We start from the raw sequence: 20,143 nt of genomic DNA, 5'->3' as shown, positions 1-20,143 counted from the left end.
ATAAAGAGCGGGCGGCGGAGTGACCAATCAGAAATGGTAATGGCTGCCGCACAGGCAGCCGGAGGAGAGGATCAGGTAGGGCGATTGCTGCCGTCGTCGCCGGAGAGCAGTTCATCCAGCCGGTCGCCGCCAACGTGACGAAAATCCTGCCCCTTAACAAAATAGAAGATAATTTCGCAGATGTTCTGACAGCGATCGCCGATACGCTCGATCGCGCGCGCGCAGAACAGGGCGGTCAGCACGCTGGGGATCGTGCGCGGATCTTCCATCATATAGGTCATCAGCTGGCGCACGATGCCTTCATACTCTTTATCCACTTTTTTATCTTCACGGTAGATGGTGATGGCAGCGCTGAGATCCATGCGCGCAAACGCATCCAGTACGTCATGCAGCATCTGCACCGTATGATGGCCCAGCGACTCCAGGCTGACCAAGAGCGGCAGATGCTGCTGGCCAAACTTCTCCAGCGCGGTGCGGCTGATTTTTTCCGCCACGTCACCAATACGCTCCAGCTCAGAGATCGCTTTGATAATGGCCATTACCAGCCGCAGGTCGCTGGCGGTAGGCTGACGCTTGGCGATAATACGCACGCACGCCTCATCAATCTCTACCTCCATCATATTGACCTTCTGGTCGCCTTCAATCACCCGGCGTGCCAGTTCCGCATCCTGATTATGCATGGCGGTAATCGCATCGGTGAGCTGCTGCTCCACCATACCGCCCATGATCATCACCTGCGTACGAATATGCTCCAGCTCGGCATTAAACTGACCGGAGATATGTTTATTAAGATTTAAATTATCCATGAGTCTCTCCTGAATCAGCCGTAACGACCGGTGATGTAATCTTCAGTCTGCTTCTGCGCGGGTTTGGTAAACAGCGTGTCGGTGTCGCTGAACTCAATCAGCTCGCCAAGATACATAAACGCCGTATGATCGGAGCAGCGGGCAGCCTGCTGCATATTGTGCGTCACAATCACCACGGTGTAATCCTGCTTGAGCTCGGTGATCAGCTCCTCAATGCGGCCGGTGGAGATCGGGTCCAGCGCCGAGCAGGGCTCATCTAGCAGCAGCACTTCCGGCCGGATAGCGATACCGCGCGCGATGCAGAGACGCTGCTGCTGCCCGCCGGAAAGACTGTAACCGCTCTGATGAAGCTTGTCTTTGGTTTCGTTCCACAGCGCGGCTTTGGTCAGCGCCCACTGCACGCGCTCATCCATATCCGCGCGCGACAGCTTCTCAAACAGGCGCACGCCGAAGGCGATGTTGTCGTAAATTGACATCGGAAACGGCGTTGGCTTCTGAAATACCATGCCGACGCGCGCGCGCAGCAGGGCGATATCCTGGTGCGACGCGAGAATATTGTCGCCATCCAGTAGGATCTCACCTTCTGCGCGCTGCTCCGGGTAGAGCGAATACATTTTATTAAACGTGCGCAGCAGCGTGGATTTCCCGCAGCCCGACGGACCGATAAACGCGGTGACCTGATTGCGGGCAATATCCAGGTTGATATCTTTCAGCGCGTGGAACTTACCATAATGAAAGTTCAGATTACGCACCTGGATTTTACCGGCAGAAGGGGTTGCCATACTCATTGCTCATCTCTCTTATGCAGCGCCGCCAGAGCCGCGCCGGAAAATTAGTGTTTGCCTTTGGCGAAGATCATGCGGGCAACAATGTTCAGCAGCAGCACGCACAGCGTAATGATCAGCACACCCGCCCACGCCAGGCTCTGCCATTCGGCAAACGGGCTCATGGCGAACTTGAAGATAGTGACCGGCAGGTTGGCCACCGGCTGCATCATGTCAGTGCTCCAGAACTGGTTGGAGAGCGCGGTAAACAGCAGCGGAGCGGTTTCACCTGCGATACGCGCAATCGCCAGCAGTACGCCGGTAATGATGCCGGAAACAGACGCTTTCAGCGTGATGGCTGAGATCATCTTCCACTTCGGTGTGCCCAGCGCGTATGCCGCTTCGCGCATGCTGTCCGGCACCAGCCGCAGCATATTCTCGGTGGTACGGATCACAATCGGGATCTGCAGCAGCGCCAGCGCCGCAACGCCTGCCCAGCCGGAGAAGTGCTGCATCTGTGATACCACAATGGTGTAGACAAACAGTCCGACCACGATAGAGGGCGCGGAGAGCAGAATGTCGTTGATAAAGCGGATCACCTCTGCCAGCCAGTTCTTACGGCCATACTCCGCCAGCCAGATCCCGGCCATAATGCCCAGCGGCGTACCGAAAAAGGTGGACCAGAAAATCAGCAGGCCGCTGCCCGCCAGCGCATTTGCCAGCCCGCCGCCGGCGGTGTTGGGCGGCGGCGTTGATTCGGTAAACAGCGACCAGCTCAGCCCGTCGATGCCTTTAGTCACCGTGGTGAACAGGATCCAGATCAGCCAGAAGAGGCCAAACGCCATGGTCAGCAGCGACAGCGTCAGGGCGATTTTATTTTTTGTACTGCGCCACGCCTGCATTTTGCGGCGCGAGGCTTCCAGCTCAGTACGGCTCTGCATTTCAATTGCGGTCATGAACGGGCCCCTTCACTTTTTGCCAGCCGCAGGATCATCAGCTTCGAGATCGCCAGGACGATAAAGGTGATCACAAACAGGATCAGACCCAGCTCCATCAGCGCAGCGACATGCACGCCCGATTCCGCTTCAGCAAACTCGTTAGCCAGCGCTGAGGTGATACTGTTGCCAGGCATAAACAGCGAAGCGCTGTCGAGCTGGTAGGTGTTACCGATAATAAAGGTCACCGCCATGGTCTCTCCCAGCGCCCGCCCCAGTCCCAGCATCACGCCACCGATGACGCCGTTTTTGGTAAACGGCAGCACGATACGCCAGATCACTTCCCAGGTTGTGCAGCCGATGCCATACGCGGACTCTTTCATCATCACCGGCGTCTGTTCAAAGACGTCGCGCATTACCGAGGCGATATAAGGAATGATCATAATCGCCAGGATGACGCCTGCGGCCAGGATACCGATACCAAACGCCGGGCCGGAGAACAGCGTGCCGACGATGGGAATGTTAGCGAGGACGTTGCCAACCGGCGTCTGAAAATATTCGGCAAACAGCGGCGCGAAGATAAACAGGCCCCACATGCCATAAACAATGCTCGGGATGGCCGCCAGCAGTTCAATGGCGGTGCCCAGCGGACGACGCAGCCAGCCGGGTGCCAGCTCGGTCAGAAACAGTGCGATCCCGAAGCTTACCGGTACCGCGATGATTAATGCGATCAGTGAGGTCACCAGCGTGCCGTAAATCGGCACCAGTGCGCCAAACTCTTCGTTTGGTGCATCCCAGGTTTTGGTCCAGAGAAAGGCGAAGCCAAACTTCTGAATGCTGGGCCAGGAGGAGACGATCAGGGAGACAATAATGCCACCCAGCAGCAGCAGGACAATCAGCGCAGAGAGTTTAACCAGCGCGCCAAAAATCATGTCGCCTTGCTTACCCGGTGCTTTGAATGCCGGCTTGGTAGCAGCCATAAAATTCTCGGTTCTCAGAGGATATGCAGGGCGACCAGGCGGCCGCCCCCGGGATACTCAGCCAGTAGCCGAGCCTGACAATGGCTTACTGCCAGAGCGCTTTGCCGCTGCTGTCTTTGATATTCGCTTTCCATGCCGCACGGATCTGCGTCACTACGCTCTCCGGCAGCGCTGCGTAATCCAGCGCCGTGGCGGTTTTGCTGCCGCCTTTATAGGCCCAGTCAAAGAACTTCAGCACTTCTGCGCCCTTCTCCGCATTAGCCTGATCTTTGTAAATCAGGATAAAGGTGGTGGAGGCGATCGGCCACGCGTCGTCACCTTTCTGGAACGTCAGGTCCTGAGCAAACGAGCTGCTCCAGTCAGCGCCTTTGGCGGCGTTGGCAAAGCTGCTTTCACTCGGGGCCACCGGCTTGCCATCCGCATCCAGCAGTTTGGTGTAGGTCAGGTTGTTCTGTTTCGCGTAGGCGTATTCGACATAGCCAATTGAACCCGGCAGACGCTGCACGAAAGCGGCCACGCCATCGTTGCCTTTACCGCCAAGGCCTGTTGGCCAGTTAACGGTGTTGCCTTTGCCTATTTTGCTTGCCCAGTCCGTGTTCACTTTGGTCAGATAGCTGGTAAACACAAAGGAGGTACCGGAGCCGTCAGCGCGGCGCACGACGTTGATATTGGTGTCAGGCAGTTTCAGGTTCGGGTTCAGCTTAGCGATCGCCGGATCGTTCCATTTTTTGATGGTGCCGAGGTAGATGTCACCTACGGTTTTGCCATCGAGCGTCAGCTCGCCCGACTTCACACCCGGAATGTTAACGGCCAGCACCACGCCACCGATAACGGTCGGGAACTGGAACAGGCCATTTTTCTGCAGATCTTCCTCTTTCATCGGCGCATCAGAAGCACCGAAATCCACGGTTTTTGCGATGATCTGCTTTACGCCACCCGAAGAGCCGATCCCCTGATAGTTGATTTTGCTACCGGTGGCCTGCTGATACTCTGCTGCCCACTTGGCATAAACCGGGGCCGGGAAGGTCCCGCCAGCGCCGGTCAGATCGGTAGCGGCAAACGCAGAAACTGCGCTGACGGCGAAAGTGGCGGCGAGGATTCGGGCTACGGTGCTACGCATCAGTGTCATGTTCCCTCCGGGGGAGTATAAATCAGGCTTAACGCCGTTTTAGTTGGAGTCAGTGATTGCTGCTGGAGGGAAAATAGGACAGTTTGATGACAGCGAAATGTACGAAATATGACAGTTTTATGACGAGGATAAAAACCGGGCGGGCCCGTTGCAGGCCCGCCCGGCTTAGCGATTACTCAACGGTAACCGATTTTGCCAGGTTACGCGGCTGGTCCACGTCGGTGCCTTTGATCAGCGCCACATGATAAGAGAGCATCTGCAGCGGCACGGTGTAGAAGATAGGGGCAATCACTTCCTCAACATGCGGCAGTGAAATGATTTTCATCCCTTCACTGTCGCTGAAACCCGCATCGCCATCGGCGAAGACATAGAGCAGGCCGCCGCGCGCGCGCACCTCTTCAATGTTGGATTTCAGCTTTTCCAGCAGCTCATTGTTAGGTGCGACCACGATCACCGGCATATCGGCATCGATCAGCGCCAGCGGGCCGTGCTTCAGCTCACCGGCCGCGTAGGCTTCGGCATGAATATAGGAGATCTCTTTGAGCTTAAGCGCGCCTTCCATGGCGATCGGGTACTGATCGCCGCGGCCAAGAAACAGCGCATGATGCTTGTCAGAGAAATCTTCTGCCAGGCTCTCGATGATCTTATCCTGCGCCAGCATCTGCTCAATACGGCTTGGCAGCGCCTGCAGCGCGTGCACAATCTCATGCTCCGTTTCCGGCTTCATGCCGTGCAGACGACCCAGTTTTGCCACCAGCATCAGCAGTACCGTCAGCTGCGTGGTAAAGGCTTTGGTGGAAGCCACGCCAATTTCCGTGCCCGCTTTGGTCATCAGCGCCAGATCGGATTCGCGCACCAGCGAAGAGCCGGCGACGTTACAGATAGCCAGTGAGCCAAGATAACCCAGCTCTTTGGAGAGGCGCAGCGCCGCCAGCGTATCGGCGGTTTCACCCGACTGCGACAGGGTGATCAGCAGGCTGTTTTTGCGAACTGCGGATTTGCGGTAGCGGAATTCAGAGGCGATCTCAACGTCACACGGGATATTCGCCAGTGATTCAAACCAGTAGCGCGATACCATACCGGAGTTGTAGGAGGTGCCGCAGGCGATGATCTGGATATGCTCTACTTTGCTCAGCAGCGACTCTGCATGCTCACCCAGTTCGCGCAGATCGACAATCCCGTCGTGGAAGCGGCCCGCCAGCGTATTTTTGATAGCGTTGGGCTGCTCGTAGATCTCTTTCTGCATATAGTGGCGATAGATACCTTTATCGCCCGCGTCATACTGCGCGTTTGATTCGATCTCCGCGCGCTGGACCTGATGGCCTTCGCGATCGATGATAGTGACTTCACGGCGGGTAACCTCGGCAATATCCCCCTCTTCCAGGTAAATAAAGCGGCGGGTAACCGGCAGCAGCGCCAGCTGATCGGATGCGATAAAGTTCTCGCCCACGCCACGGCCAATCACCAGCGGGCTGCCGGAGCGCGCGGCCACCAGCACCGACGGATCACGGCTGTCCATGATGACCATGCCGTAAGCACCGCGCAGCTGAGGGATCACGCGCAGAATAACCTCACGCAGCGTGCCGCCCTGCTTCTGCTCCCAGTGCACCAGATGCGCCACCACTTCGGTGTCCGTCTCGGAGGCAAAATGGTAGCCACGTTCGATCATTTGCGCGCGCAGCGGCTCATGGTTTTCGATAATGCCGTTATGCACCACGATGATCTGCTCTGAGACGTGCGGATGCGCATTTGCCTCAGAAGGTTCACCGTGCGTGGCCCAGCGGGTGTGGGCAATACCGGTACCGCCAATCAGCGGCTGCTGATCTGCGGCCTCCGCCAGATTAGCCACTTTGCCAACGCGACGCAGACGCGTCACGTGCCCCTGACGATCGACGACCGCCAGACCGGCTGAGTCATAACCGCGATACTCCAGACGACGCAGACCTTCCAGCAGGATCTCTGCAATGTCACGCTGCGCTACTGCTCCAACAATTCCACACATATTCGTTTCCTGACTTCATGGCTTTCGGCCATTGCGTTGTCATCTGACCTGATTTCCGGCTGCGCCGGTTCCCCGAGCCTTGTAGAGAGTGGGGATATCGTTATGGCACTGCTAAACGGGCCGATCTTTGCCGGCCCTTAAAATTTATTTTTTCTTCACCGGGCGCTGCCAGCCCGCTTTCTGCTGCTGTTCTTTGCGGTTGTAGACCAGATCGGCGGCGGTAACATCTTTCATCACCGTAGTACCGGCAGCGATAGTGGCGCCTGTGGCAACAGTGACCGGTGCCACCAGCTGCGTATCCGATCCCACAAAGACGTTATCGCCAATGATGGTTTTAAACTTGTTAGCGCCATCATAGTTGCAGGTAATAGTGCCGGCGCCGATGTTAACGCCCGCCCCTATTTCCGCATCACCCAGGTAGGAAAGATGGCCCGCTTTGGAGCCTTTGCCGAGCGTGGCCTTTTTCATTTCCACAAAGTTGCCGACGTGCGCCTGTTCAGCCAGTTCGCTGCCAGGACGCAGCCGGGCAAACGGCCCGACCGTGCAGGCGGCGGCCAGCGTCGCATCTTCGATGACAGAATAAGGGCTGATCTCACAGTCATCGCCCAGAACGCTGTTTTTGATCACGCAGCCGGCGCCAATTTTTACCCGGTTGCCCAGCGTGACATCACCTTCAATGATGACGCCGATATCAATTTCCACGTCGCGCCCGTGCGCCAGCGTACCACGCAGGTCAAAACGCGCCGGATCGCGCAGCATCACGCCCGCCAGCAGCAGTTTTTCCGCCTGCTCCTGCTGAAAAGTGCGCTCCAGCGTAGCCAGCTGCAGACGATTATTTACACCTTCCGTTTCACTGATACGCGCCGGATGAACGGTATTAATTACGCGGCCTTCCTGATGCGCCATCGCGATGATATCGGTGATATAAAACTCACCCTGTGCGTTATTGTTGTCGAGCTGTGCCAGCCAGCGCCGGAGATCGCCGCCGTTGGCTATCAGGATACCGGTATTGATCTCCTGAATAGCCAGCTGCTCAGGAGACGCATCTTTCTGCTCAATAATGCCGGTCACGGTCATATCTTCGCGCACGATGCGGCCGTAGCCGGTGGGGTTATCCAGCACCACGGTCAGCAGCCCGATGCCGCCTTCAGGTTTCGCCGCGCGCAGCTGCTGCAGCGTTGTCTGCGAGATCAGCGGCACATCGCCATACAGCATCAGAATATCTTCGTCATCGGCAAAGAAGGGCGCTGCCTGCTGCATGGCGTGCCCGGTGCCGAGCTGTTCCGCCTGCAGTACCCAGTTCAGGGCGTTGTGCGCCAGCTTCTGCTGCAGTAGTTCCCCCCCGTGACCATAGACCAGGTGAACCTGCCGGGCACCAAGCCCGGTAGCGGCATCAATAACATGCTGCACCATGGGTTTACCTGCCAGCGTATGCAGAACTTTAGGCAGATCGGAATACATACGGGTGCCTTTGCCAGCGGCCAGGATCACCACACTCATCGCGCTTACAGACATAATTTTCCAGACTCAATTTAACTTTCGAAAGTGTAAGGTTTACCCCTGAGATTACTACATTTTTCTCATGGCGAAATTAGACAACCGGAGGAAAGCGGAAAGGGGAGTCAGGGAGGGTGCATGACAACGGGTTTGCCGGGCGCCGGGCAAAAAAATGCCAGCCCCGGAGGGCTGGCATTTCATGACGCATAAAGCCTGATTACATCGCTTTTTTGGTCAGCTCGATAACACGCAGTTTCGCGATAGCTTTCGCCAGCTCTGCAGAGGCCTGAGCATAGTCCACGTCGCCGTGGCTGCTGTTCATGTGCTCTTCTGCTTTACGTTTCGCTTCCAGCGCGCGCGCTTCGTCAAGGTCTTCACCACGAATCGCGGTGTCGGCCAGAACGGTCGTGCTGCCCGGCTGTACTTCCAGCACGCCGCCGGAGAGGTAGATATACTCCTCGTCGCCGTGCTGCTTCACGATGCGAATCATGCCAGGCTTGATGGCGGTCAGCAGCGGGGCGTGGCCCGGGTGGATACCCAGCTCGCCTTCACTACCTGACACCTGGATACGCTGTACCAGACCGGAGAACATCTGCTGCTCCGCGCTGACCACGTCCAGATGATAAGTCATAGCCATACCATTCCTCCCGGGAAACCGTTATTACAGTTTCTTCGCTTTTTCTACGGCTTCTTCGATAGCGCCGACCATGTAGAACGCCTGCTCTGGCAGGTGGTCGAATTCGCCTTCCATGATGCCTTTGAAACCACGAATGGTATCTTTCAGCGTCACGTATTTGCCCGGAGAACCGGTGAAGACTTCAGCAACGAAGAATGGCTGAGACAGGAAGCGCTGGATCTTACGCGCACGTGCCACCAGCAGTTTATCTTCTTCAGACAACTCGTCCATACCGAGGATGGCGATGATGTCTTTCAGCTCCTGGTAACGCTGCAGCAGTGACTGTACGCCACGTGCGACGTCATAGTGCTCCTGACCCACGATCAGTGGATCCAGCTGACGGCTGGTAGAGTCCAGCGGGTCAACGGCCGGGTAGATACCCAGAGAGGCGATCTGACGGCTCAGCGTAACCGTTGAGTCTAAGTGAGCAAAGGTGGTTGCCGGAGACGGGTCAGTCAGGTCATCCGCAGGAACGTAAACGGCCTGTACGGAGGTGATTGAACCAGTCTTGGTGGAGGTAATACGCTCCTGCAGCACACCCATCTCTTCAGCCAGCGTTGGCTGATAACCTACCGCAGATGGCATACGACCCAGCAGTGCAGATACTTCAGTACCTGCCAGGGTATAACGGTAGATGTTGTCGATGAACAGCAGAACGTCACGACCTTCATCACGGAATTTTTCCGCCATGGTCAGACCGGTCAGTGCTACGCGCAGACGGTTACCCGGCGGCTCGTTCATCTGGCCATACACCAGCGCTACTTTATCGATAACGTTGGAGTCAGTCATTTCGTGGTAGAAGTCGTTACCCTCACGAGTACGCTCACCCACACCAGCAAAGACCGAATAACCTGAGTGCTCAGCCGCGATGTTACGGATCAGCTCCATCATGTTTACGGTTTTACCTACGCCCGCACCACCGAACAGACCGACTTTACCGCCCTTAGCGAACGGACACATCAGGTCGATAACCTTGATGCCGGTTTCCAGCAGTTCCTGCGAGTTTGACTGATCTTCATAGGAAGGCGCGGCGCGGTGAATAGAGGAGACCTCTACTGCGCTGCCATCTTCTTCTGTCAGGTCGCCTTTCATGTCGATAGGCTCGCCCAGCACGTTCATGATACGGCCAAGGGTCGCTTTACCAACCGGAACCTGAATAGGTTTTTTCAGATCGATTACTTCCAGACCGCGCTTCAGGCCGTCAGAAGAACCCATGGCGATAGTACGTACTACGCCACCACCCAGCTGCTGCTGAACTTCCAGCACCAGACGAGTATCACCATTCTTAACCTCGAGAGCGCTGTATACCTGTGGTACCGCGTCCTGAGGGAATTCGACGTCAACTACGGCGCCGATAATCTGGACAATCTTTCCAGCTGCCATCTTGAATCCTCTACCTAATACGAGAATATCCGGCCGCGCTCGGGCGACAGGATATATGCCTGGTTAAACCGCGGAGGCTCCCGAGACGATCTCGGTAAGTTCCTGGGTGATGCTGGCCTGACGAGCTTTGTTGTAGACCAACTGCAGCTCTTTGATCAGGTTTCCGCCGTTATCGGTTGCGGCTTTCATCGCTACCATACGCGCGGCCTGCTCACTGGCCAGGTTTTCCACCACACCCTGATAAACCTGCGATTCGACATAACGACGCAGCAGCGTATCGAGCAGCGCCTTCGGATCGGGTTCGTACAGGTAATCCCAGGTCTTCGCCTTCATCTCTTCTTCACCTTCCGCTGGCGGTAACGGCAGCAGTTGGGTAATGGTCGGAGTCTGAGACATGGTGTTGTTAAACTTGTTGCTGACGATATACAGCTTGTCGATACGGCCTTCATCGTAGGCCTGCAGCATAACTTTTACCGGGCCGATCAGATCGGACAGCGCAGGCTTATCGCCCATGCCGGTAACCTGAGCCACGACGTTACCACCGACAGAGCCGAAGAATGAAACGCCTTTAGAACCGACAATCGCCAGATCGCTCTGAACGCCTTTGTCTGCCCAGCCTTTCATTTCAGCCAGCAATTTTTTGAACAGGTTAATGTTCAAACCACCACAAAGCCCGCGGTCAGTCGAAACGACCAGGTAGCCGACGCGCTTAACGTCGCGCTCATCCAGGTAAGGGTGCTTGTATTCCAGATTACCCAGTGCAAGGTGACCAATCACTTTGCGCATGGTATCTGCATACGGACGGCTGGCCGCCATGCGTTCCTGCGTTTTACGCATTTTGGAGGCGGCGACCATTTCCATCGCTTTGGTGATCTTCTGCGTATTTTTTACGCTTCCGATCTTGGTACGTATTTCTTTTGCGCCGGCCATTAGCTTCTCCTCAAAGCCTTGCGGCCTGTCTTTTCAGACAAGCCGCCAGACATTACCAGGACTGGGTTGCTTTAAACGTTTCGAGCAGGCCTTTCAGCTTCGCTTCGATATCGTTGTTGTAGTTACCCGCCTGGTTGATTTCAGCCATCAGCTCAGCGTGTTCGCGATCGGCGTACGCCAGCAGAGCGGCTTCGAAGCTGCCGATTTTCGCCAGTTCAACGTCGTTCAGGAAGCCGCGCTCAGCAGCAAACAGCACCAGACCCTGCTGCGCAACGGACATTGGCGCATACTGTTTCTGTTTCAGCAGCTCGGTCACTTTCTGACCGTGGCTCAGCTGTTTACGCGTTGCATCATCCAGATCGGAAGCGAACTGAGAGAACGCTGCCAGTTCACGATACTGTGCCAGCGCGGTACGAATACCACCGGACAGTTTCTTGATGATCTTGGTCTGTGCAGCACCACCAACACGGGATACGGAGATACCCGGGTTAACGGCTGGACGGATACCGGAGTTGAACAGGTTCGACTCCAGGAAGATCTGACCATCAGTGATCGAGATAACGTTGGTCGGAACGAACGCAGAAACGTCACCAGCCTGGGTTTCAATGATTGGCAGCGCGGTCAGAGAACCGGTCTGGCCTTTCACAGCACCGTTGGTGAAACGCTCAACGTAGTCAGCGCTTACGCGTGATGCACGCTCCAGCAGACGAGAGTGGAGATAGAACACGTCGCCCGGGAATGCTTCACGGCCTGGTGGGCGGCGCAGCAGCAGGGAGATCTGACGGTAAGCGATAGCCTGCTTAGAGAGGTCATCGTAAACGATCAGCGCATCTTCACCGCGGTCGCGGAAGTATTCGCCCATGGCACAACCAGCGTACGGAGACAGGTACTGCAGCGCAGCAGACTCCGATGCAGAAGCCACAACCACGATGGTATTAGCCAGCGCGCCGTGCTCTTCCAGCTTGCGAACCACGTTAGAGATGGTTGACGCTTTCTGACCAATCGCAACGTAGACACACTTGATGCCTGAATCACGCTGGTTGATGATGGCGTCGATAGCCATTGCAGTCTTACCGGTCTGACGGTCACCGATGATCAGCTCACGCTGGCCACGGCCGATTGGAATCATCGCATCGACAGATTTGTAACCAGTCTGAACAGGCTGGTCAACAGACTGACGATCGATAACGCCTGGTGCAATCATTTCAACCGGCGAGAAGCCGTCGTTGTCGATTGCGCCTTTACCGTCGATAGGTGCACCCAGGGTGTTCACCACGCGACCCAGCAGGCCACGGCCAACCGGTACTTCCAGAATACGACCGGTGCACTTAACCTTCATGCCTTCGGCAAGGTCAGCGTACGGGCCCATAACGACCGCACCAACCGAGTCGCGCTCGAGGTTCAGTGCGATAGCGTAACGGTTGCCCGGCAGGGCAATCATTTCACCCTGCATAACATCGGCCAGGCCATGTACGCGGATGATACCGTCACTTACAGAAACAATAGTACCTTCGTTGTGAGCTTCACTCACGACATTGAACTGAGCAATGCGCTGCTTGATCAGTTCGCTGATTTCGGTGGAATTCAGTTGCATATGCTCCAGTCCCCTTAAGACTGCAAGACGTCTGCCAGACGGTCAAGACGGCCGCGCACGCTGCCATCAATCACCAGGTCACCCGAACGGATAACCACACCTGCCAATACAGACTTATCAATTTTGCAATTCAGCTTAACTTTGCGTGACAGACGTTTTTCCATCGCGGTGCTGATTTTGGTCAGCTGGCTGTCACTCAGCGCACTGGCGGAGATTACATCAACTTCGGCTGTCGCTTCATAAGCGTCACGCAGTTGAATAAATTGCTCCAGTACGTCTGGAAGCGCTGTCAAACGTCCGTTCTCCGCCATTACCTTGATCAGGTTCTGAGCGTGTTCATCAAGTTGATCACCACAGACTGCATTGAAAGAGGCAGATAACGCTTCAGGTGCTAAGGCACCAGAGAGTACTTCTGCCATCTGTTCGTTGCGAGCCACTTCTGCGGCAAACGCCAGCATGGTCTGCCAGCGTTCGATACTTTGATGCTCAACAGCAAAGTCAAAAGCTGCTTTGGCGTAGGGGCGAGCTACAGTAATCAGATCAGACATCAGCCCCTCCCTCCTTACAGTTCAGCGACCAGTTTATCAACGATGTCGCTGTTAGCAGCTTCATCCACGGAACGTTCGATGATTTTCTCGGCGCCAGCTAATGCCAGCAACGCGACCTGTTTACGCAGCTCTTCACGTGCACGTGAGCGCTCGGCTTCAATTTCTGCCTGCGCCTGAGTGACGATGCGGTTACGTTCAGTTTCAGCTTCAGTTTTGGCTTCGTCCAGAATCTGGGCACGGCGTTTGTTCGCCTGCTCGATAATGACCTGAGCTTCTTCCTTCGCTTTTTTCAGCTGGTCGGTCGCATTGGCCTGCGCGAGATCCAAATCTTTCTTCGCGCGTTCAGCAGAAGCAAGGCCTTCAGCAATTTCTTTCTGGCGCTTTTCGATGGCAGCCATGATCGGTGGCCATACGTACTTCATGCAGAACGCGACAAACAGGATGAACGCGATGGCCTGGCCGAGGATTGTTGCGTTAATGTTCACAGCACAATGCCTCTTATTAAGTTAACGTGCTCTGCCGCTATCATTGATAAACGGCAGAATCTGTTCCTCATCACACCAGGTGCCATGAGTGAACAATGGCTACAGGCTTTAGGCGACAGCAAACATCACGTAGAGACCCAGACCAACAGCGATCATCGGGATTGCATCCACCAGACCCATTACAACAAAGAACTGCGTACGCAGCAGAGGGATCAGATCCGGCTGACGCGCTGCGCCTTCCAGGAATTTACCTCCGAGGATGCCGATACCGATCGCAGCACCGATTGCCGCCAGACCCATCATCACAGCGGCAGCCATGTACAGCAGATCCATATTCAGGTTTTCCATGACAGTCTCCAGTTTGTTTCAGTTATGCTTAAGTTGTTGAGAAAAAAATCAATGTTCTTCAGATGCCATCGACAGATAGACAATCGTGAGGACCATGAAAATGAAAGCCTGCAGCGAAATAATCAGGATGTGGAAAATGGCCCATGGCACATTCAGCACCCACTGCGACCACCACGGCAGCAGACCGGCAATCAGGATAAAGATCAGCTCACCCGCATACATGTTGCCGAACAGTCGCAGACCGAGTGAAACCGGTTTTGACAGCAGGCTGACACCTTCAAGAATCAGGTTGATGGGGATGAAGATCGGGTGATTAAAAGGCTGCAGAGTCAGCTCTTTAGCAAAGCCGCCTACCCCTTTCATTTTGATGCTGTAGAACAGAATCAAAATAAATACGCCCAGCGCCATAGATAGCGTGATGTTCACGTCTGCTGACGGCACGACGCGCAGCGCCGGCAGGCCCAGATAGTGCTCACCGATAAACGGCAGCAAATCAATAGGCAGCAGATCCATGAAGTTCATCAGGAAGACCCAGACAAAAATTGTCAGAGCCAGCGGGGCGATAACTTTACTTTTACCGTGGTACATGTCGCGAACGTTGCTATCAACAAAGCCGACAACCAGCTCGATAGCCGCCTGCATTTTCCCTGGCACGCCGCTGGTGACGCTTTTCGCCACGCTGCGGAACAGCACAAGGAATAATACTCCCAGTGCAACAGAGAAAAACATGGAGTCCAGGTTTAACGTCCAGAATGTTGCTGGCGCGTCGTGTGCATTCACCAGCTCGAAAGTACGCAGGTCCATCTGAAGATGCGTCAGATGATGTCCTATGTATTCCTGCGGCGTTGAGATTTCTCCTGCGGCCATGATGCCTCTTACCCTTTGTTGTTAATTACAGCCGGTGCGACGATTTGCACCACCAGCACCGATAACCAGGTGATTGCGAGTGGCCAGAAGACCGCTCCGAACCCACCCAACGCCACAGCGAGAAAAATAACGGTGGCGAACACCTTAAGAACTTCACCCAGGGCGAAACTCCAGGCGACACGCCCTTTAGCCGGTGTTTGATCCTGCAGACGCCAGGCTAAAAACGTGAACAGTATGTTTGGCAGCCAGGCTGCCACACCACCCGCGATAGCAGAGGCGCCCCAGGTGACATCTTTCAGGGCAAACAGCGCACCGATTACGACAAACGTCACCAGCTGGACAACCAGAACGGCTCGGGCTAATTTCACACTGTAAAGAGACACTGACATGACGCTTAACTCTCCTGCCCCGAACGGGGTATGTCGCGTGTCGTATAAGACTGCCTTTGCCGTTTTGAGTCAAGCAGCAAAAGCCGTGCAAATTATACGGGCCGCACCTGCGATTTCAATCGCTAAGTAGCGAAAAGGTGAACAATTATTTAAATTTCTTTCTGAAGGGCTATTTTTCCAAAGATTCATAACCCGGAAAGCCATCAGCGACGTTGCCGTTTTCTGGCTAAAGCGCGATATAAAGCGTGCTGCAGATCACATAATAAACAACCAGACGCTGAAAAATTTACCAGAATGCATAATCCGCACTAATAATCAGGGCATGTTAACCATTTAAAATCATGGTGTTATAAATTTAAATCTGCTTCAGCTCACTCTTTTCCGATAAAAACATCCGGTTGACACTGCGGAAAGAATTAAAATCGAAATAATAATATTACGCCCGCCGATTTATTGCCGCGTCATATTTCCCTGCGTGATAATCGAAAGCAGAAAACAGCGGTTATCATGTGACATTAGTGGCAATAAAATGTGAATTAATCGTTAAATGTAACAACGCTTTTCGGATAATTACGGCGAAGGATGTTAACGCCTTTCCCCTCCCCTGCCGAATAAAAGCGTTTGTCACCGCGCGTTCAACCGCTGTTTTTTTATTCAGCCCTGACGATGGTTCCGCTGCCAGAAGCTGAATAAAACCCTGCTTTTTGCAGGCTTATTGCTGCGAAATCACCACAAGATGACGCTCGCCTTCCAGTTCAGGAACGCGCAAGGCTTCAATTTTTTCTACGCTAAAGCCTGCTGGCAACGAAGCGATCTCCTCATCCGGACGCACGCCTTTCAGCGCATAAAAGCGTCCATGCGTTCCGGGCAATGCGCGGCACCAGGTCAGCATATCCTCCAGTGAGGCAAATGCCCGGCTGATGACACCATCAAACGGTGGATCTGCCGGGAACTCTTCAACCCGGCTCTGGACCGGAGTAATGTTAGTGAGTCCTAACTCATGCTGTACCTGACGCAGAAAACGAACCCGCTTACCCAGGCTGTCCAGCAGCGTAAAATGCGCCTGCGGACGGACAATGGCCAGAGGAATGCCCGGCAGTCCTGGTCCGGTCCCTACATCAATAAAGCGCTCCCCCTGCAGATGCGGCTCTACCACCACGCTGTCGAGGATATGGCGTACCAGCATTTGATGCGGATCGCGCACTGAGGTCAGGTTATACGCTTTGTTCCACTTATGCAGCAGCTCCACATAGCCAACCAGCTGCTGTTTTTGTTGATCGGAGAGCGAAATATTTGCTGCGTCAAGCAGCCGGGAGAGTTTGTTAATCACAGCGAGGTTTCCGTTAACAGGGGCAGTCGAAGCTGCCCCGGTGGTCAGTCAGGCGCTTTTACGCAGCAGACCCTGTTTTTTGAGATAGATCAGCAGAATTGAGACCGCAGCTGGCGTGATGCCGGAAATACGCGATGCCTGGCCAATAGAGGTCGGCTTATGGTCGTTGAGCTTGGCGATCACTTCGTTTGACAGGCCATTAACCTGACGGTAATCGAGATCGACAGGCAGCAGCGTGTTCTCATTGCGCAGCTGGCGATCTATCTCCTCCTGCTGACGCGCAATATAACCCTCATATTTAACCTGAATTTCAACCTGCTCGGCTGCCTGTTCATCAGGCAGTGCCGGACCATAGTCCGCCAGCGTCATCAGTCGGGCATAGGTCATCTCCGGACGACGCAGCAGATCCTCTGCGCTGGCTTCTTTTGTCAGCGGTGCGCTGATGATGCTGTTTACGTCAGCCACATTCTCTGACTTCGGATGCACCCACAGGCTGCGCAGACGCTGGCGCTCCTGCTCAATCGCCTCCAGCTTCTGGTTATAGCGCGTCCAGCGCGCATCATCGACCAGTCCCAGCTCACGGCCCGTTTCAGTCAGACGCAGATCGGCATTATCTTCGCGCAGCATCAGACGATACTCAGCGCGGGAGGTAAACATGCGGTATGGCTCTTTGGTACCCAGCGTGCAGAGGTCGTCGACCAGCACGCCGAGATAAGCCTGATCGCGGCGCGGTGCCCAGCCCTCTTTGTCCGCAGACTGCCGTGCAGCGTTAAGGCCAGCCAGCAGTCCCTGGGCTGCCGCTTCTTCATAACCGGTGGTGCCGTTGATCTGGCCGGCAAAGAAGAGACCGTGGATAAACTTGCTCTCCAGCGTGGGTTTCAGATCGCGCGGATCGAAGAAATCGTACTCGATAGCATAGCCAGGGCGCACAATGGTGGCGTTCTCCAGCCCTTTCATTGAACGGACAATCTGCATCTGTACATCAAAAGGCAGACTGGTTGAAATTCCGTTCGGGTAAATTTCATTGCTGGTCAGCCCTTCCGGCTCCAGGAAGATCTGGTGGGCGTTGCGATCGGCAAAGCGCATCACTTTATCTTCGATAGATGGGCAGTAACGCGGACCAATCCCCTCAATGACGCCCGCATACATCGGGCTGCGATCGAGATTATTACGGATCACATCATGCGTCTGTTCGTTGGTATAGGTGATCCAGCAGGGAACCTGCTGCGGATGCTGTGCCACGCTGCCCATAAACGAGAACACCGGCATCGGCGTATCACCGTGCTGTGGCGTCAGTACAGAGAAATCGATCGAACGCGCGTCAATGCGCGGTGGCGTACCGGTCTTGAGACGGTTGACGCGCAGCGGCAGCGCCCGCAGCCGTTTTGCCAGCGGAACAGAAGGCGGATCGCCGGCGCGTCCACCGCTGTAATTATCAAGACCGATATGAATTTTGCCATCGAGGAAGGTGCCAACGGTCAGCACCACGGTTTTAGCCCGGAATTTCAGTCCCATCTGCGTGACGGCACCTACCACCCGATCGTTTTCGACGATCAGATCGTCAACCGCCTGCTGGAAGATCATCAGGTTGGGCTGGTTCTCCAGCGCGGTGCGTACCGCCTGGCGGTACAGTACACGGTCTGCCTGAGCACGCGTAGCGCGCACCGCCGGACCTTTGCTGGCGTTTAGTATCCTAAACTGGATACCTGCCTGATCGATTGCCGTGGCCATCAGGCCGCCGAGGGCGTCCACTTCCTTTACCAGGTGTCCTTTCCCGATACCACCGATTGCCGGATTGCAGGACATCTGTCCCAGCGTGTCGATGTTATGCGTGAGTAACAGCGTCTGCTGACCCATTCGGGCGGCCGCCATAGCGGCTTCGGTACCCGCATGACCACCACCGATTACGATGACGTCAAAAGGATCTGGATAAAACATGAAGTGGGTCCTCGTTAAAGTTCAGACAGGGATCGTTGCCCTGGGCGGTGGATTCTACTGAAATTATGGTTCAGGCGAAAGCGGCGGATCCTGTGTGTTTATAGAAAGGATCTTTACTCTTTTATATGATCTTCTTGTTAGATCTCTTATTAGGATCGCCGGTTTCTGTGGATAACGTGGCAAACCCGTTATTTTACATCAGCCTGGGAAGGATCGTTTGCTGTGAAAGATCGGTGATCCTGATCCAGATAAGCTGGGATCAACTTTGCTGGTTATCCACAGATGAAAAAAGCATCAGCGGTTATTCTTGGGATAACTACCGGTTATACGCATGATTCAGGCTGGTTTATCCACAGGAGATCGGAGGGATCCGGAAGAAATACAGTGTAATCGTCTGGGGATCGTCACTATTTCCCGATCCCCTGCCGGTTATGATCCGTCAGATCTGCTCAATCCAGCCAGCGACCCAGGCTTCAGCGGCATCTTCCGGTATTTCATGCTCAAGCATGTCGATTTCCAGCCGTTCCCCGATGCGCGTTGCGCCCAGCGCGATCAGCTGAGCCTCCAGAGTTTTTATTGCGCCACAGAAAAGATCGTATTCGCGGTTGCCGATGCCTGCTGCGCCAAAGCGCACGGCGGAAAGATCGGGCTTTTCAGTCTGCAGTGCCTCATAAAAGGGCAGCAGATTGTCCGGCAATTCACCGGCGCCGTGTGTGGACGTTACCACCAGCCAGATACCCGAATCAGGCACCTCATCAAGCGCCGGGCCGTGCAGTACGCTGGTTTTGAAGCCCGCATCCTGCAGCTTCTCTTCTAAATGTTCTGCGACATATTCGGCACTGCCAAGGGTACTGCCGGTGATTAAGGTAATATCAGCCATGATCGTCTCCCGCACTAAAGGCAGGCATTGTACGCTGTGATCAAGCCGTGATCCACCTGTGGAAAACAGGGTTAATAACAGAAAGCATCCGCTGACAAACCGGATACCGCGCCGGATCGCTGCTGCATAACTTTATGCACAGGCTGGTGCGGTTCAGGGCTTGATGGTACGCATGATCGGGTTTTGCAGCGAGATCAGCGTCTCAGTGGACTGGATCTCATCAATAGTCTGGATCTTGTTGATCAGCACCTGCTGCAGCGCATCGATAGATCGGCACATGACCTTAATAAAGATGCTGTAGTGACCGGTGGTATACCAGGCTTCAACCACCTCATCCAGCGCTTCAAGCTTGCTGAGCGCTGCCGGGTAGTCTCGTGCGCTCTTCAGAATGATGCCAATAAAGCAGCAAACATCGAATCCCAGCTGGCGTGGATCGATTTCCACGCGCGTACCGAGAATAATGCCGGCCTGACGCATTTTCTCAACGCGGACATGAATAGTGCCGGGGCTAACATTGAACTGCTTTGCCAGCTCTGCGTAAGCCGTGCGGGCGTTCTCCAGCAGCGCATTGAGTATGCCGCGGTCGAGATTATCCAGTTGCAGATGTTCTGCCATCATCCTTCCTCTTAAATTCGTCTTCGCTGAACAGAGGTGAATGTGCA

Annotated in this window: 20 protein-coding genes; all 20 read right to left on the bottom strand. The window is 54.9% G+C overall.

Going from position 1 to position 20,143, the window contains the following annotated elements:
- Positions 1–71 precede the first annotated feature (71 nt).
- The 20 genes from phoU to asnC all read right to left on the bottom strand — a co-directional run bounded on the left by phoU (position 72) and on the right by asnC (position 20,096).
- Positions 72–806 carry a phosphate signaling complex protein PhoU gene (gene phoU, locus B4M48_RS13965; RefSeq protein WP_071668257.1) on the bottom strand — a complete coding sequence of 245 codons (735 nt, stop codon included), beginning with the start codon at positions 804–806 and terminating at the stop codon, positions 72–74.
- Positions 807–820: 14 nt separating this feature from the next.
- Positions 821–1,594 (bottom strand): phosphate ABC transporter ATP-binding protein PstB, encoded by a 774-nt coding sequence (gene pstB / locus B4M48_RS13960; protein WP_039381453.1) that lies wholly within the window; start codon positions 1,592–1,594, stop codon positions 821–823.
- Between the two features lie 44 nt (positions 1,595–1,638).
- The gene (pstA, locus tag B4M48_RS13955; protein WP_039381450.1) at positions 1,639–2,526 is read right to left on the bottom strand and encodes a phosphate ABC transporter permease PstA; all 888 of its coding nucleotides are present in this window, start codon (positions 2,524–2,526) and stop codon (positions 1,639–1,641) included.
- Positions 2,523–3,485 (bottom strand): phosphate ABC transporter permease PstC, encoded by a 963-nt coding sequence (pstC, locus tag B4M48_RS13950; RefSeq protein WP_039381448.1) that lies wholly within the window; start codon positions 3,483–3,485, stop codon positions 2,523–2,525. Before pstC ends, pstA begins: the two co-directional genes overlap by 4 nt.
- An 85-nt stretch (positions 3,486–3,570) precedes the next feature.
- Complete coding sequence (gene pstS / locus B4M48_RS13945) at positions 3,571–4,614, bottom strand: phosphate ABC transporter substrate-binding protein PstS (RefSeq protein WP_039381445.1); 1,044 nt, start codon at positions 4,612–4,614, stop codon at positions 3,571–3,573.
- Between the two features lie 172 nt (positions 4,615–4,786).
- Positions 4,787–6,616, bottom strand: a complete 1,830-nt coding sequence (gene glmS, locus B4M48_RS13940; RefSeq protein WP_039381443.1) for a glutamine--fructose-6-phosphate transaminase (isomerizing) — start codon at positions 6,614–6,616, stop codon at positions 4,787–4,789.
- A gap of 144 nt (positions 6,617–6,760) precedes the next feature.
- The gene (gene glmU / locus B4M48_RS13935; protein WP_039381439.1) at positions 6,761–8,131 is read right to left on the bottom strand and encodes a bifunctional UDP-N-acetylglucosamine diphosphorylase/glucosamine-1-phosphate N-acetyltransferase GlmU; all 1,371 of its coding nucleotides are present in this window, start codon (positions 8,129–8,131) and stop codon (positions 6,761–6,763) included.
- Between the two features lie 199 nt (positions 8,132–8,330).
- Complete coding sequence (locus B4M48_RS13930) at positions 8,331–8,750, bottom strand: F0F1 ATP synthase subunit epsilon (protein ID WP_039381436.1); 420 nt, start codon at positions 8,748–8,750, stop codon at positions 8,331–8,333.
- A 24-nt stretch (positions 8,751–8,774) separates the two neighbouring features.
- Positions 8,775–10,172 (bottom strand): F0F1 ATP synthase subunit beta, encoded by a 1,398-nt coding sequence (gene atpD, locus B4M48_RS13925; protein ID WP_065647895.1) that lies wholly within the window; start codon positions 10,170–10,172, stop codon positions 8,775–8,777.
- 63 nt (positions 10,173–10,235) lie between these two features.
- Entirely contained in the window at positions 10,236–11,102 is an 867-nt protein-coding gene (gene atpG / locus B4M48_RS13920) for a F0F1 ATP synthase subunit gamma (protein WP_039381430.1), read from the bottom strand.
- Positions 11,103–11,154: 52 nt separating this feature from the next.
- Entirely contained in the window at positions 11,155–12,696 is a 1,542-nt protein-coding gene (gene atpA, locus B4M48_RS13915; RefSeq protein ID WP_039381427.1) for a F0F1 ATP synthase subunit alpha, read from the bottom strand.
- 14 nt (positions 12,697–12,710) lie between these two features.
- Positions 12,711–13,244, bottom strand: a complete 534-nt coding sequence (atpH, locus tag B4M48_RS13910; protein ID WP_283341349.1) for a F0F1 ATP synthase subunit delta — start codon at positions 13,242–13,244, stop codon at positions 12,711–12,713.
- 14 nt (positions 13,245–13,258) lie between these two features.
- Positions 13,259–13,729 (bottom strand): F0F1 ATP synthase subunit B, encoded by a 471-nt coding sequence (atpF, locus tag B4M48_RS13905; protein ID WP_039381418.1) that lies wholly within the window; start codon positions 13,727–13,729, stop codon positions 13,259–13,261.
- Positions 13,730–13,837: 108 nt separating this feature from the next.
- Positions 13,838–14,077: a F0F1 ATP synthase subunit C gene (gene atpE / locus B4M48_RS13900; protein ID WP_003849523.1), complete on the bottom strand. Its 240-nt coding sequence runs from the start codon at positions 14,075–14,077 to the stop codon at positions 13,838–13,840.
- Positions 14,078–14,125: 48 nt separating this feature from the next.
- Positions 14,126–14,944 carry a F0F1 ATP synthase subunit A gene (gene atpB / locus B4M48_RS13895; protein WP_039381416.1) on the bottom strand — a complete coding sequence of 273 codons (819 nt, stop codon included), beginning with the start codon at positions 14,942–14,944 and terminating at the stop codon, positions 14,126–14,128.
- A gap of 8 nt (positions 14,945–14,952) precedes the next feature.
- Positions 14,953–15,333, bottom strand: a complete 381-nt coding sequence (atpI, locus tag B4M48_RS13890) for a F0F1 ATP synthase subunit I (protein ID WP_039381414.1) — start codon at positions 15,331–15,333, stop codon at positions 14,953–14,955.
- A gap of 712 nt (positions 15,334–16,045) precedes the next feature.
- Positions 16,046–16,663 carry a 16S rRNA (guanine(527)-N(7))-methyltransferase RsmG gene (gene rsmG / locus B4M48_RS13885; protein ID WP_071668258.1) on the bottom strand — a complete coding sequence of 206 codons (618 nt, stop codon included), beginning with the start codon at positions 16,661–16,663 and terminating at the stop codon, positions 16,046–16,048.
- 48 nt (positions 16,664–16,711) lie between these two features.
- A complete protein-coding gene (gene mnmG / locus B4M48_RS13880; protein WP_150034927.1) occupies positions 16,712–18,601 on the bottom strand; it encodes a tRNA uridine-5-carboxymethylaminomethyl(34) synthesis enzyme MnmG in 1,890 nt (629 codons plus the stop codon).
- Between the two features lie 439 nt (positions 18,602–19,040).
- Positions 19,041–19,481 carry an FMN-binding protein MioC gene (mioC, locus tag B4M48_RS13875; protein WP_039381406.1) on the bottom strand — a complete coding sequence of 147 codons (441 nt, stop codon included), beginning with the start codon at positions 19,479–19,481 and terminating at the stop codon, positions 19,041–19,043.
- 153 nt (positions 19,482–19,634) lie between these two features.
- Entirely contained in the window at positions 19,635–20,096 is a 462-nt protein-coding gene (gene asnC / locus B4M48_RS13870; protein ID WP_039381403.1) for a transcriptional regulator AsnC, read from the bottom strand.
- Positions 20,097–20,143 lie beyond the last annotated feature (47 nt).

It is taken from the genome of Pantoea sp. UBA6567 (assembly GCF_002434165.1).
Lineage (GTDB): Bacteria > Pseudomonadota > Gammaproteobacteria > Enterobacterales > Enterobacteriaceae > Pantoea > Pantoea eucrina.
This window is presented reverse-complemented; position numbering and strand designations above follow the sequence as displayed.